The sequence below is a fragment of the Acinetobacter sp. genome (genome assembly GCF_049284435.1).
Classification (GTDB): domain Bacteria; phylum Pseudomonadota; class Gammaproteobacteria; order Pseudomonadales; family Moraxellaceae; genus Acinetobacter.
On the sequence record NZ_JBAPXX010000099.1, the window covers coordinates 1 to 14,367 of the forward strand.

Genomic DNA, 14,367 nt, shown 5'->3' on the forward strand with positions numbered 1-14,367 from the left:
ACCTACACCATAACAACGATCTAGCATGTAAAAAAAAATGTTATTGGTCCAAATATTTCTCTTGTTTGCCGAAAAGTTACGTCCTTGTTCTGCATACAGTGGCTCGACTAAAAAGTCTAAAAGTAGCCCCATTGCCATATATTTCTTATGATAAATAGTGACTTTAACCTTTTCCTTTTCAGCAATTACTTCGCCTAATAAAGCTAGAATCTTTCGTTGACCTCTTTCAGAGCTTCTTAGTTTTTTGAACTTCGCTTCATGACCATTTTGAATTGCCAGTTTCTTAATTAATTCATCTGCTTTTTCATCATCAAAGCAATTTGCAGCCAAAACAAAAACTGGCTGATCTTTATCAAGTAATTCAGGACCAGTATTACCTGCTTCATCAAAATACACATTACCCATCGTAATCTCCCAAGCTTATCAGCTTAACTTAGCTTTCGTTTCTTTCAAATTCTTATCATGCTGTAAATCAGACCTATGTTCGAAAAACAACATAAGCATGATGTTGATGAAGAAGATTCCACAGGATATTCCTTATAGCCGTTTTTTTTGAGGCTCTTATGCTGCTCGTCATTTTTGACGGTCAGGGTATCAGTTGTGGTGATTTCTACCATAACTGAGAGTAGTGACTTTAAGTAACCCACTCAGCGAAAAATTCTGGAAGTGCTTTGCTAGGTAAAGTGATTTTCCTTGATGTACCTTGATGAAAATCCATATCATAAAAACGCCGTAAGACATACCACGTAAGGATTTAGGCCGGATATTGTCAATTTAAGCATATGAGCCATCAAGGAAAAATCTTGTAGTGATTTTGGGTTCACTTTTTGGTGGAGGCCGAATTAAACAAGGTCCACAAAAGGGTCACATTTAAGATCTAACCCTTTCGGATTTGAAATCTGATACGGCGGATCTGGTCATAGGTAGTCTTAGTGAATGCAGCTCCACTCGCCTGACCAGTACCACTTGATGGCACTAGTACCATTAAGTGATACTGGTTACATTTAATGGTACTAGTGCCATCAAGTGGTACTGGTATCTGGTACACCGTCAATGTAAAGATGCGGGGGAGCAAACTTGCTGATATTTAAAAAGAGGCCAAGTTAATGCGACATTTGAAATGTGGATTTAAAATCTGAAATTCTACCGGTACCCAAAATCATGGCATCCCTGACCGCCAAAAATAACGTGCAGCATAAGAACCACAAAAAAGAGGAGCTTTATAATCCGACCATTAAGAACCTGAGCCACTGAATAGAGGAGCAGAATCCCTCAGCGTGCACCTGACCCATGCCACAATAATCGGAAACCTAAAAAATAAAATAGACAGGTAGTTTTAAGGATATAAAAGGGGGTACATTCAGAAATAAGGATACAAGAGAGGATACACGGCGATATGCTTAAATATTAAAGCCTTTGTTTGTATGGGTTGTAGAGTATTGTTCTATCCCCGCTGAGCGCACCATTTATTAAAGCTATAAAACTGAAAAATAAATCAAATTAGTAACGCACACAGTTGCGGCCATCATCTTTTGCCCGATAAAGATTGTTATCGGCAATTTTCAAAACGTCTAGAATATTTTTAGAACTGTCTGGCCAAGAAGCAATACCAATCGAAATGCTAATGTGACCTATGTCCTGAATCTCTTTATCTGCAATCTCTTTTCTGAACCTTTCTGCACTTTCATAAACTTCAGTGAGATTGCTGTTCGGTATAATAATGATAAATTCTTCACCACCGTAGCGGCAGCAAATATCATCTTTACGAAATTTTTGCTGCATCGTCTTGGCAATATGCTTTAAGACAACATCACCTTGATCATGACCATAATTGTCATTAATGTTTTTAAAATGATCCACATCCATCAGAAGTACTGAAAAAGGGATGTTCATTTTCATGTTTTGAGTCATGACATAATTCAAACCACGACGATTCATCAAGCCGGTTAAAGGATCTGTATTAATATGATGATCCATCTTGCTCATTTGTTGTGAAAATTTGCGAACACTGAGCAGTAGGGCTAATTTGAATTTTGTGACCTCATAGTACCAGGGTTGAATATCCTTAATTTTTGAGCCGATTTCTGCCTGATTTAACAAACTCGCCATATCTGCCAATTGGTTCAACGGGGCCGAGATAGAATCAGACAACCTCCATACAATATAAAAAACAAGTAGATAAAATAAAAAGAATCCTGCGGCCAATTTATAAAGGATAGAATTTGCCTGTTTAAGTAAGTCATGGGTGGGTTGTTGGGAAACCACGATCCAGTTTGAAGTCGGAATATGAGAAAAACCTGCTAGATTATCAACGCCCTGGCTATTGATTAAACGAATTTGACCATTTTTATGCGCATGCATATATTCCAGACCAGTATTATTACTGGCCCATTGACCGATTCTTTCACGATCCGGATGGAAAATAATTTTATTTTCGCTGTTAATCACATACATATAACTATTCTTATAATTTTTATAAGTAGTTAGAAGCTGATTAATCACATTTTTTTCTTTTAAATAAATCGCTGAACCTATGAAACCCTGATACTGATCTGACTTGTCAAAAATAGGTTGAGAAATAAACACAATCATATTTTTTTGCACAGAAAAATAGGGTGAAGATATATAAGTCGATTTTTTATGAAGAGAGTCACTAATCCCTTGAGTATGTTGTATTTTACTTTTATCAATATGCAGAATATTAGGCGAAAAGTTTATTAGTCTGCCTTGGGTATCACTGATCACGACACTGTTATAGTGTTCAGACTGATATTTTAATTTATTGACCTCGGCTTCTCTCAGCTCATTGTTGTTAAAGTCTTGACCTAATATCTTGGCGCTATAGTCCAGCTCAAGAAGCATATTTCTAAAGTGGTTGTCTGTGCTTAATGAAATTTTATGGGCATGGTCAGCATTTAAGGCAAGGGAATTGTCGATTAACTGATTTTTTACGATCTGATAGCTAATAATGAGAGAAATAATAAAAAGGCTAGACACACTAAAAATAGCCAATAAAAGTATTAACTGCCTTAAATTGAGATCAAGGTGTTTCCTAAAATTATTAGCTGACATAAAAAATTAGATATATCTCGATGTATTTATGAGCATTGTATTGCATTTATATTCAATGTTTAAGGTTGATATAAAATTAAATTTCCATTAAGTGGGAGTTTTCATTTCGATCAAATTCAGAATTTATAGGTCGCTTGACTGTAAATAGAGTAGCTTTAAAAAGCTGAGTAAGGTTCTGAATATTTAACTATGCTGCAAATAAAAATATGATATTTAACATCCAGAAAATCTATTCAATAATTTTGAGCTGCCCATGTAAATGATTAAGTACTCAGACAAAAATATAGTTAATTGACCTTAATGGGGAGATTAAATTGTCGCCATTTTTTTAAAGATAACCTTTTTAAAATTAGTAGTATAGATTCTATGACAGCAGTTTCTTTGAATATTGCGTCCTTTTCCAGAAGTATTTTTATTTATAAAAAATCATATTCCAACTTAAATTTTGAAGAGCTTATTGAGGTTATGAAAGAAAGTATTGAGCTTGCTATTTAACAGGAAGTTGTATGTTTAATAGGGTATTTTTCTAGAAATCAATGAATTAAATAAAAATGATATGAATACAGAATTCTGCGTACGACAAGCCAGAAATATTCTAATCTACTTGAAAAAAATGACAATTGAAATCTTGTATAAGTCTTCTTTTAGAAGTGTAAAAGGGTATTGTCGGCTAAAAAAATACTGTTATATTGAACTCATGGTAGGTCGTAAAACCAATAAGACGCTACCGATAAGTTGGACGGATCAATGACAGTTAGTTGAGTTTGATGTTCATCACCAGACAATAAATCTAGCACTAGCCATCCAACACAGAGCTCGCAGAAATGCGAGCTTTTTTAATGTCTGCGTAATTCATTAAGTTTAATATTCTTTTTCTTATAATCCATCCAGATAAAAAAGTTTACATTGCCAAATTCGCTAACATCTTGAAGATTAATCGCTTGGCTAATTATGGTATAAAAAACTGCAAATTGGATAATGAGAGAGGAAGAAAAATGTCAAAGATGATTGATATCAAGGTGAAAGATCAATTTAGCCAAGTGATTGAGGCGAAAGCTATGCTGCGTTCCTTTGCAGAGCACAACACTCATCATGCAGCTGAGTTGGTCAAAAAAATTGAACATATCGTGGTGGATGGAGAAACAATTCTACCGAGCATTGAGCTGTTGTTTGAAAGCCAGCAATCTTCAAATATTTATCGCGTTGTCGAATAATTTAATCAGTGAACTTCAGATAGGTAGAAAAAAATTGAACTTATTTATCCGAAATCACCGATTCAGCAGATAAAAAACTCACCATTTAGGTGAGTTTTTTATACTTTGGTATTTGCTAGCTTGGATATTAATGTATGCAGCCATAATCAGAAGCGAATCGTCTACCTAAGATAAGACAACGTAGAAAAGTGTCTTGATTGGCAAAGCGATTTCCAGTGGTAATAAATAAGCTGACAGATTAAGCAATAACTTAGATCTGTTTAAGTTGCACATTTACATCATATTTTTCAAATTCTTTTAGAATCTGCGCTAAAGTTTGCTGTGCGGTTGTATGTTCAGGGTTTAAAGAAATTTCCTGACGAGTAGTGCTTTCAAAACATTCAATGGCCTGAATTAGCCAATGATGCTCAATCGGACTTTTTTGAATCAACACACGGCGAGGTTGCAAGCTGTCACTGATCTGGCGGGGAAGTACATAGGTAATCGCCAGTTGCACAAATTGCAGTTCTTCAATCGGACTTAAAAAGGTGATCACCCAGTTGCCAACTTTACTCAGTTGCATGGGATTATCGAACGCATCGAATTCTAAATAATGTGACATATACATGATCCAATCGGATGTCTATGCTCACTGTATGGCGGGATTGTAATTCTTTTTCTATCACGCTTAAGTCGGATATTTCGAGCTTTAAATTTCGCTTAAATATAAATATATCAAATAACCAATTAGTTATCTTAAATAATTAAAGCTGCTTCATTGTTAATCTCACTTATTTAAGAGTTTAAAAGACTAAGATATTCTTATTCAGGAGCTTCATTTTATTGTAATTGATCTAAAGCAAAATTGATCTGCTTCAAAATTTGATTCAATTCTTGAGGAGCAATGCGACTTTCCTGAAGTGATGTGATCCATTGCATTTGACAAAGTTTCAAACTGCGCACATCCGGTGCCTGTAAAATATGGTGAATTTGCTGCTTGGCCATCAAGCCACAATATTTTTGTAAGCTTTCCATCATCATATATTTGAGGTCTTCAAAAGACATGAGTTTCAGTTCAGGCAGCTTTTGTTCATGACTTGAATCCGTTTCAGTAGATGGAGTGTTCTGCAGTATTTTTATGGGCTCCATCTCGGGGGTTGGATCTTTCGTCGTAGAGGTCGCTGCTATCGATGAGTCTAACGATCGGTGAATCTCGGAGTGTGCAAGGTCAACTTTTGTATCTGTTCTTGCATCAGCCTGCTTTTGACTGATTGCTACATCGTCAGTTTCAGCCGGAACGATTAAATCCATGGCATAAAGTTGATCTAAGAGTTCTGTAGGAGCAAGCTGCTGCTTTAAGCCATCATTTAATAAGTTGAAATCCTGGCTACCGATCAGAACCAGTAAACGGCGTTGGCGTGCGGTCAGTGGGATGGAGCGATCCTGTAGCACCTCGATCCCACGTTGAGTTTTATAAAAATGCATCATAGTTGAAAAGATTGTTGCTTAAATTCAGCTAGAGCATAGTCTGTGAAAATTACATTAATATGAAGTGTTTATTAAAATACAGAGGTTTATTTTGATAAAACCTATAATGTTGTGATCGCCGTATTTTCAAGTGCCTTACGTAAATAAGGATCCAGCTCATCTTGACGCAACAACCATTGAACATAGTCAGCAGGTAATTCTGCAATGGCGGTGCCGCGATGTTTACCAAAATTAATCGTACGTGGAATTCGGGCATCTTCAGAAGCGTCGAATAATTCCTGCATGCTGTTGATTTTTAAATGATGCACAATATGCATCAGAATGTTGGCAGTTAAAATAATATCCATATCGGCACGATGCGCTTTACGGATCATTTCACGCGCTCTTTCGCTGCCTTTGGTGATCATATAAATCAGTGCAGAAATATTGTGTGCTTCTGCATCTGGCCAGACCCGACGTGCTAAAGCCAAGGTGCAAATTGCCTTGATTTTCGAAATATCTACTCCACATTTTTCGATAGCACGGACGTCATAATCAATATTATGGCCGATCATGTAGACGGTTTCATCAGGCAGGCGAAAGGTACTGTAATGCGGCTGACCTTCCAGATCCGATTCCAGAATATGATGGACGGCCATGGCAGCAAAAGAAATGGCTTCGTCACATGAATAAAGCTGATCGAACAGGCGGCTTTTATCCAGACTAATTTTATGCTCTACAATTTCGACAGGCGCATAAGCAATTTCTATGGGTTGACCATTTAAAGTATGCGTTTCGGTATCAAGAATAATGGCCTGCATGTCGGAAATGTGCCTGAAAAGAGAGGAGAGTAAAATCTAACATTATTATTTTGCAACTGACAATTGAATTGCTTTATTTCTGTATTAATTGCAGGCTTTTTAACTTATGACGACTATTTGATAGTTCTGGGAATAGGAAATTCTCTATTTTTTAAGTTTGCTGATTTCATAATAAATCTAAACGGGTGCGAATTTAACAAAAAAATAATGCATTCTTTTCTTGATATTGTTTAGATAAATTGGGAAATTACATGTGGTTTTATCGTTTGTTAAAGATAAAATTAGAAAAACTCATTAGAGATGATAATAAATAAGATAAGGATAAGATCGATGAAACGTCAAGTATTGACCTGTACTCTTCTCACATTAAGTGTAGCCTTAACTGCTTGTAACGATGATAGTGATAATGATCGTTTTTACGAGTCCAAACCTGCCATTCCAGTAAATAATATCGATAATCCAGTCGTGGCAACACCTGTAGCCTATACTCAAACGGATTTCTCCGGGATCGCTGACGAAAGTGTGATCATGACTTATAAGATGTTAGGAATTAATGGTAAGGAGACACAAGCTACCGCATTAGTTTTCACACCCGAAGGAACACCTCCAGCTACAGGTTGGCCAATTGTAGCATGGGCACATGGAACTACCGGTGTAGCTGATCAGTGTGCGCCGAGTCGAAAAGCGCTAAATGATTATATCAAAGCCATGATTGGCGGGCTTCTCCAAGCTGGCTATATTGTAGTGGCACCTGACTATGAAGGCTTGGGAGAGCCGAGTGGAAAAGAACTTCATCCTTTCTTGAATTTGAAAAGTGAAGCTTATTCTATTACTGATGCAGTCGTGGCTGCACGAAATTATTTAGGTTCACAAGCATCCAATCAATGGGTTGCAGTAGGGCATTCTCAAGGTGGTCAGGCAGCTTTAGGCGCTGCACAATATGCAGCACGTGCCTCTAAGATGACCTATAAAGGTACGGTAGCTTTAGCCCCGGCTTCAAATTTCAATCTGATTTTGACAGGAGGTGAACAACAGGCAGGACAAGAAACAGATCTGGATAAAAAAATTGGAACTTTAGCGTCTTTAGATACCTTTACTGCACTGATTGTTGCCGGTTTGCGTAACCCGAACCCGAACCCGAACCCGAATCTGCAATATAGCCAGATTTTTAAAATGCCAACCGATGAAATCGCGAAAAATGCAGAAACTGATTGCTATGATGTATTAGGTCAGAAATTTGGTACTGCAATGTATGCTTATGCACAATCAAATAATAACTCAGTAAATAATTATCCTCGTACTCAAACTAACTTTATGAGTATTCCAGTCGTAAAGAACTTCTTGGAAAAAGATTCTCAGCCTTTACTTGTTAAAGTGTCTACGCCAGTAATTATTTATCAGGGTTCAGTAGATAGTACCGTCCCGAAAGCAGCAACAGATGTATTAGTTGCACTCGCCAATCAGAAACAGACTTCAGTAAGTTATATTACGGATGAGTCAAATGCGACTAAATGGGATCATGGTAGTGTCTATGCACTGAATATTCCTAATATTATTTCAGATGTAAAATCTCTAATGCCAATTCAATAACTTATTTTTATCTGAATGGCTCATGTTTTTTTAGATATGAGCCATTTTTATTGCAAACTGAATAAAGTTCATGATCGAAAATTTAAAACTTCATGCTACAATACGCGCCAATCTTAGCACGGCTTAAAAGCCCTAAATCAATAGGACCTCGCTAATGTTTGCCAATATCTCTATCGCTGAATTTGATCCAGAATTAGCTCAAGCAATCTCGAATGAAGATGCTCGTCAAGAAGCTCATATTGAGCTAATCGCTTCTGAAAACTACTGCTCACCAGCAGTCATGGAAGCTCAAGGTTCAAAACTTACTAACAAATATGCGGAAGGCTACCCAGGTAAACGCTACTATGGCGGTTGCGAGTATGTAGACGTTATCGAACAATTGGCGCTTGACCGTGCTAAAGAACTCTTTGGTGCTGATTATGCTAACGTTCAGCCACATGCTGGTTCACAAGCAAACTCAGCAGTTTACTTAGCGCTTCTTAACCCAGGCGATACAGTTCTGGGTATGAGCCTTGCTCACGGTGGTCACTTGACTCACGGTGCGAAAGTAAGCTTCTCTGGTAAAACATATAACGCGATTCAGTACGGTTTAAACCCTGAAACTGGCGAGATCGATTACGAAGAAGTTGAGCGTTTAGCGCTTGAGCACAAGCCACGCATGATCGTTGCTGGTTTCTCTGCATACAGCCAAATCGTTGACTGGCAGCGTTTCCGTGAAATCGCGGACAAAGTAGGTGCTTATCTGTTTGTTGATATGGCTCACGTTGCAGGTTTGGTTGCTGCTGGCGTTTACCCAAGCCCAGTGCAAATTGCTGACGTTACTACGACTACGACTCATAAAACACTTCGTGGTCCACGTTCTGGTTTAATCCTTGCGAAAGCAAACGAAGAAATCGAGAAAAAATTACAGTCAGCTGTATTCCCAGGTAACCAGGGTGGTCCTTTGGTTCACGCGATTGCGGCAAAAGCAATCTGCTTTAAAGAAGCTATGGCGCCTGAATACAAAGCTTACCAGCAACAAGTTGTAGTAAATGCGAAAGCAATGGCTGAAGTATTAATCGCGCGTGGTTATGACGTAGTTTCTGGTGGTACTGAAAACCACTTGTTCTTGTTGTCTTTAATTAAACAAGACATCACAGGTAAAGAAGCTGATGCCTGGTTAGGTGCTGCTCACATTACTGTGAACAAAAATTCTGTACCAAACGATCCACGTTCTCCGTTTGTGACTTCAGGTATCCGTATTGGTACACCTGCTGTGACTACTCGTGGTTTCGGTGAAGCTGAAGTACGTGAACTTGCTGGCTGGATCGCTGACATTCTGGATGCGAAAGGCGACGAAGCTGTCATTAACAAGGTAAAAGAAAAAGTTGCAGCGGTATGTGCTAAATTCCCAGTTTATGCATAATTGCTTATAAACGCAAAGGAGCTCCCAACCGGGAGCTTTTTTTATAGCTGTAAAAATAACGATGTAAAAGATGTTTAGACTTGATCGAGCGCAATTTCAGTTGAGCTAAATATATAGAACGATGCTTAAAGCTCAATATTGGTGTAGGGCTAATGTTTATGCCGCAAGAGATTGAGTCATCAATAAAATCATATTGAGTTTTTCTAAATCTGGCTTAAAGTCTTTCATCAACTCTCTTTATTTTTAAATGCTTTAAAAGAATGGATACATTCGTTGCACGCTTTGCTTGGCATCATCTACAGGAATTATTTTCAGAATCTGATGTTTTAAAAGCATTGGATATCCTACTGGATAGCATGCTAGATGAAGCACTTGAGTAAATCCCATGTTACTGTAAGGTAGTGCTGATATAAGCGCTGTGAATGACATCATTCTTTTTATTTAAACGTTATATGGATCGGTATCATTTGAATATGGGTAAATCCTGTATTTAAAAATGCTGCTGGCGGTTGATTGATTAATTTTTCATTTATGAATTAAACAAGGTAATAAGGATGACTAAACCCAACATTATTTTATCTGAACAGGATTTACATCGTCTGGAAACGATGCTGGAGAATCAGAGTAAGCTGAGCGAAACCATGATCCGCTTAGAGGATGAATTGGCACGTGCTGAAGTGGTCGAGCCGCAAGCGATTGCAAGCAATATCGTGACCATGCATTCCCGTGTGTTGCTGACCATTGCACCTTCTACAGAAGCTGTTGAGGTGACACTGGTTTACCCACACGAATTTAAAGGTGAAAAGGGGCAGGTCAATGTCATCGCACCGATAGGCGCAGCCATTTTGGGCTTAGCGGAAGGTCAAACCATTGAATGGCCACAACCAGATGGTCATACGATGAAAGTGACCATCGAAAAAGTGCTGTTTCAGCCGGAGAGCGAAGGGGATTATCTTTAAGCCACCGTTGGATCATCCTTGAAAGCCATAGCAATATGGCTTTTTTTGTATATGGATTTTAAGTAAAACTTAATGTTGTAAGTGTTTGGATCAGACTAAATAAATTTTAAAATTCTAAATGATTAAAGTTAAATAATTCTTAAGATGCAATGTAGCCATCTTAGCTGTGCAATTGGATTGTATTCCAGAAATCATAATTAAAATAAAGATAAAACATGGATTTAGTTAAAGTGATGTAACGAATTTCTGGATAAATATACACAAAGTGGTCTGTTTTTTTGCTACATTCGAAGATGTACTAGACTTCTTTGTTTCACTTTTTAAAAGGATATCACCTCAACCATGTCGCGCTTTGAAGCTCTACCTGCCTTGACTGACATGATGCTTGATCGTGAGGAAATTCTGGCGATTAAGCGTAATGAGCTTGTGCCTGTACTGGATAATCAATATGGGCTGAATCATTATGCAGATGCTTTGATTCAGGCACAGTCCGTTCTACTGAATGGTGTAGATCCGCACTTGACTCAACAGTTAAGCCAGACCATTGAGCAATTGATTCATGCCTTGGCAGAATCTAAAAAATATCTGAAAAAACGTAAATTTAATGCTCTACAGAAATGGCTGGGCATCGATCTGGATTATGGCTCAAGTCAGATGGAATATTATCAACGGCTGGACTGTTTGCTGGATCAGGCCGATCATTTAAGCCGTAAATTACAGATTGAAATTCAGAAATCCCAGTCGCGTTTTCAGCAGCTTTTGGGGTTGCGCGAACAGATGGCTAAGCACATTGTCGCAGCAGATGAGTTTTTATCTGAATATCCGCTATTCGTCAAAAACCAGCATCCATTGGATAATTTTTCAGAACGCCTATCCAAGAAAATCAATACCCTACGTACTTTGCAAAGCAGTAATGATATTGCCATTACCCAGATGCAACTTTCGCAGCAGCTTTCCTTTAGTTTGCTGGATCGCTTTAAGGAAGCGCAGCAGGTCTTGATTCCGGCTTGGCAATATCATGTCAAACAAAGCCAGACGAAACACTCGACAAGTGATCTGGAAAAACTTGATAATAGCCGTGAGAGTCTGATTAAAACGTTAAAAAAATCCCTCGAGAAACCCTCGAAAACATAACAATATAAGGTGAACTATGACCAAGTCTGATTTAGTAAATTTACCTGTTGAAAGCTCGAATGAACTGGTCGAACAAAAATTCCAGCAAATGGACCTGAAAGAACTGGGCTTGCAGCCTGCTGACTTTCAGGAGGTGCTGGCTGCACGTAAAGAATTGCAGAATATGAGTCATAACAGTGTGGCTGAATATGGCAAAAATATTGCGACCAAAACTTCGACCTATACCGATGAATTGCTGAATCTGGTCCAAAATAGAGATCTGGATGCGACAGGACAAAAGCTGAATCAGGTGGTACAGGTGGCTCAGCAGCTGAATACCAGCAGTATTCTCAATAAAAAGAAAAGCTCGGGTTTTTTTGGCAATATCATCAGCAAATTCAAAGGTGCGAAAGATAACTTTGATGTACATTTTAATACCACTAAAGAGCAGTTAGATGTACTGGTGAAAGAGATTGAAACCTCGCAATCCGGTTTGAAAGCACGTGTTGATACCCTGGATAAAATGTTTGACGGGGTGCAGGATGAATATAAACAGCTCGGGGTACATATCGCCGCAGGCCGTTTACGCGAACAAGAGCTGCAGCAGGAAATTTCCACTTTAACCGCCTTGCCGCAAGATCAGAGCACCACTCAGAAAATTTATGACCTGAACCATCTGGCCAATAATTTAGAAAAACGTGTCAGTGATTTACAGGTATTGCAGCAATCTGCGATGCAGACCTTGCCAATGATCCGGATTATCCAGTCGAATAACCTGATGCTGGTCGACAAGTTCTATGCGATCAAAAACATTACTTTACCGGCGTGGAAAAACCAGATCAGTCTGGCAATTTCTTTAAGTGAACAGAAGAACAGTGTACAACTGGCCAATACCATTGATGATGCTACCAATGAGCTGCTGCGCCGTAATGCTGACCTGTTGCATCAGAACTCGGTCGATACGGCTAAAGCCAACCAGCGCTCGGTGATTGACATTGAAACGCTTGAACATGTGCAAAACACCCTTATTAAAACTGTAAACGATGTGATTCAGATCCAGAAAGAGGGTGTACAAAAACGTACAGAAGCAACCGTGCGTTTGAAAGCTTTGCAGGATAATCTGAATCATTTGGTGATTGAATCAAGTACCAGTGGATCCAAGCCCAACTAAATCAAGTAGGGCCAAAATCTGAAAGAAGGAGTAGAGATTGCCGCCCTTAGATGAATATGCCGTTAAGCCTCAGGACATCAAGCAGGGGGTAGTTGCACTCAAGAAACGTCAACGCAATTTGATGCTATTGGGTTTGACCACCTCCACCGTATTTATAGCTTCAATGATGAGCCTGTTTTTCCAGCAGGAGCTGGTCTACGGCTTTTTTGGCCTGAGTACTCAAATACAGCAGTTGCATTTACCGGTCAGTGTAGATGCCACACTGGCCAGCATTGGTGATAGTCCGGATTATTTTTTTAGTTTGCTGAGCTGGTTTGGCTGGCTGATTATTAAAATTTTTGCCTCTTTCATCGGCGCATTTTTTGTCATTAGCTTACTGAAAAAATTGCGTTTCTTTTATGTGCGCTTTCAGTCTTTTGTGCTGAAATTTGTCGGCTGGCTGATTGCTTTTATCGTGATCTGGTCAGGATTGACTTACTGGCAGCATGATCTACGTAATGATCGGGATGATGCTTATCAGCAAGTGGTGTATTACGATAGCAATATCAATGACAGTGAAATTGCCCGTTATCTGGCCGATTCAGAGATTGCTGCGCCCGTGAAGTCTTATTTGCTGGCACAAACGGCACTGTTACATAAGCCCGTCGATTTATCCGCAGCACGACCTTATGTGGCCCAAGTGGTTGAGGCAGAGAAAAAAGACGCCAAATTTGAGCAATATGGGTTCAAACCTGAACAGATCTGGACCATGCAGCAACAGGTCTATGGTCAAGCCATGACACCAGTCGCCAAGAGTGTAAATACGCAGGTGCAACAGGCGGATCAGTTAAGTCAGATCACGAATCTGGTCATTATTGGCGTTGCTATTTTATCGGCGCTACTCAGCCTAATCTTGTTTTTTTTGGCCAACTCAATCAAGGGTCGTTCCCTGCGTATTGAACAGCGGATTCATTAATTTCCCAAAATGCTCCTGAATAAGGTAATAAAGGTTAGATAAGAAATTGCCTGATCTTTATTATTTTTATTCATGATGATATGGGATACGCGGAAACGTCATCCACAACTGTCTGAGGCAGGATTTGATTAGAAAATAATTGTTTCTGCGATAAATTAAAAAATGAACGGTAGTGAACGAGTTTTGTGGTGAGGAGCATTGCTCCGCAAGATGGTTTCCTTGCGAAGCTCTGCTTCTCATTTTGCCGAAATAAAAGTAGCATATAGACTACAAGCGTTTGATTTAAAATGGCAAAATGCCATTATTCACTAATGGTAATTAAGAACTTTATTTCTAAATTCCTTAATTGACTGGTATTACGAGAATAAAAGAACATTCTTTTTAAGTAAGTTCAGTATTATTTTTAAGTCAAACTGTTCAACTTGTTCTATATAGCCCAAAAACTAATATGAAGCAGCATAAAATCTATGATTGGATTAATAATCTAAAATATAGATTAACAAAATAAAAACAAACTGTTTTACCTATTTATTCAATTCATTTAATATCCTGTTATCAAATAAACATTTACTCCTTTGGAGACGTTAGCAATGTTAGACCAAAATACTTCAGCCCAACTTA

Annotated in this window: 12 protein-coding genes; 7 read left to right on the plus strand and 5 right to left on the minus strand. The window is 38.5% G+C overall.

The window, feature by feature from the left end:
- Both WAK81_RS08905 and WAK81_RS08910 read right to left on the minus strand, forming a co-directional pair.
- Positions 1–405: DUF3800 domain-containing protein (locus tag WAK81_RS08905; protein ID WP_422196530.1), on the minus strand; the 405-nt coding region annotated here is incomplete at its 3' end.
- A gap of 1,095 nt (positions 406–1,500) precedes the next feature.
- Complete coding sequence (locus WAK81_RS08910) at positions 1,501–3,072, minus strand: sensor domain-containing diguanylate cyclase (RefSeq protein ID WP_422196531.1); 1,572 nt, start codon at positions 3,070–3,072, stop codon at positions 1,501–1,503.
- Between the two features lie 995 nt (positions 3,073–4,067).
- Between WAK81_RS08910 and WAK81_RS08915 the strand changes: the two genes are divergently transcribed.
- Positions 4,068–4,286, plus strand: coding sequence for a hypothetical protein (locus tag WAK81_RS08915; RefSeq protein WP_422196532.1), 219 nt, complete (start codon positions 4,068–4,070; stop codon positions 4,284–4,286).
- A gap of 250 nt (positions 4,287–4,536) precedes the next feature.
- On the opposite strand, the gene WAK81_RS08920 is transcribed toward WAK81_RS08915, so the two are convergent.
- From WAK81_RS08920 to WAK81_RS08930, 3 genes are all read right to left on the minus strand, one after another.
- Positions 4,537–4,887: a hypothetical protein gene (locus WAK81_RS08920; RefSeq protein ID WP_422196533.1), complete on the minus strand. Its 351-nt coding sequence runs from the start codon at positions 4,885–4,887 to the stop codon at positions 4,537–4,539.
- Positions 4,888–5,105: 218 nt separating this feature from the next.
- Positions 5,106–5,753 carry a hypothetical protein gene (locus WAK81_RS08925; RefSeq protein ID WP_422196534.1) on the minus strand — a complete coding sequence of 216 codons (648 nt, stop codon included), beginning with the start codon at positions 5,751–5,753 and terminating at the stop codon, positions 5,106–5,108.
- Between the two features lie 101 nt (positions 5,754–5,854).
- The gene (locus tag WAK81_RS08930) at positions 5,855–6,553 is read right to left on the minus strand and encodes a 3'-5' exonuclease (RefSeq protein ID WP_422196535.1); all 699 of its coding nucleotides are present in this window, start codon (positions 6,551–6,553) and stop codon (positions 5,855–5,857) included.
- A gap of 330 nt (positions 6,554–6,883) precedes the next feature.
- On the opposite strand from WAK81_RS08930, the gene WAK81_RS08935 reads away from it, so the two are divergent.
- From WAK81_RS08935 to WAK81_RS08960, 6 genes are all read left to right on the plus strand, one after another.
- Positions 6,884–8,143, plus strand: a complete 1,260-nt coding sequence (locus WAK81_RS08935; protein ID WP_422196536.1) for an alpha/beta hydrolase family protein — start codon at positions 6,884–6,886, stop codon at positions 8,141–8,143.
- A gap of 154 nt (positions 8,144–8,297) precedes the next feature.
- Positions 8,298–9,548, plus strand: coding sequence for a serine hydroxymethyltransferase (gene glyA, locus WAK81_RS08940; RefSeq protein ID WP_422196537.1), 1,251 nt, complete (start codon positions 8,298–8,300; stop codon positions 9,546–9,548).
- Between the two features lie 554 nt (positions 9,549–10,102).
- Positions 10,103–10,507: a nucleoside diphosphate kinase regulator gene (rnk, locus tag WAK81_RS08945; RefSeq protein ID WP_224215502.1), complete on the plus strand. Its 405-nt coding sequence runs from the start codon at positions 10,103–10,105 to the stop codon at positions 10,505–10,507.
- 342 nt (positions 10,508–10,849) lie between these two features.
- On the plus strand, positions 10,850–11,641 hold the full coding sequence (locus WAK81_RS08950; protein ID WP_422196538.1) for a tellurium resistance protein: 792 nt from the start codon (positions 10,850–10,852) through the stop codon (positions 11,639–11,641).
- Positions 11,642–11,657: 16 nt separating this feature from the next.
- Positions 11,658–12,791, plus strand: coding sequence for a toxic anion resistance protein (locus WAK81_RS08955; protein ID WP_422196539.1), 1,134 nt, complete (start codon positions 11,658–11,660; stop codon positions 12,789–12,791).
- A 37-nt stretch (positions 12,792–12,828) separates the two neighbouring features.
- A complete protein-coding gene (locus tag WAK81_RS08960) occupies positions 12,829–13,746 on the plus strand; it encodes a hypothetical protein (protein WP_422196540.1) in 918 nt (305 codons plus the stop codon).
- Positions 13,747–14,367: the final 621 nt, after the last annotated feature.

What these genes read in the sequence shown, in the direction of transcription:
- WAK81_RS08910 (WP_422196531.1), bottom strand. Translation starts at nt 3,072, where the DNA reads ATGTCAGCTAATAATTTTAGGAAACACCTTGATCTCAATTTAAGGCAG.
- WAK81_RS08915 (WP_422196532.1), top strand. Translation starts at nt 4,068, where the DNA reads ATGTCAAAGATGATTGATATCAAGGTGAAAGATCAATTTAGCCAAGTG.
- WAK81_RS08920 (WP_422196533.1), bottom strand. Translation starts at nt 4,887, where the DNA reads ATGTCACATTATTTAGAATTCGATGCGTTCGATAATCCCATGCAACTG.
- WAK81_RS08925 (WP_422196534.1), bottom strand. Translation starts at nt 5,753, where the DNA reads ATGATGCATTTTTATAAAACTCAACGTGGGATCGAGGTGCTACAGGAT.
- WAK81_RS08930 (WP_422196535.1), bottom strand. Translation starts at nt 6,553, where the DNA reads ATGCAGGCCATTATTCTTGATACCGAAACGCATACTTTAAATGGTCAA.
- WAK81_RS08935 (WP_422196536.1), top strand. Translation starts at nt 6,884, where the DNA reads ATGAAACGTCAAGTATTGACCTGTACTCTTCTCACATTAAGTGTAGCC.
- glyA (WP_422196537.1), top strand. Translation starts at nt 8,298, where the DNA reads ATGTTTGCCAATATCTCTATCGCTGAATTTGATCCAGAATTAGCTCAA.
- rnk (WP_224215502.1), top strand. Translation starts at nt 10,103, where the DNA reads ATGACTAAACCCAACATTATTTTATCTGAACAGGATTTACATCGTCTG.
- WAK81_RS08950 (WP_422196538.1), top strand. Translation starts at nt 10,850, where the DNA reads ATGTCGCGCTTTGAAGCTCTACCTGCCTTGACTGACATGATGCTTGAT.
- WAK81_RS08955 (WP_422196539.1), top strand. Translation starts at nt 11,658, where the DNA reads ATGACCAAGTCTGATTTAGTAAATTTACCTGTTGAAAGCTCGAATGAA.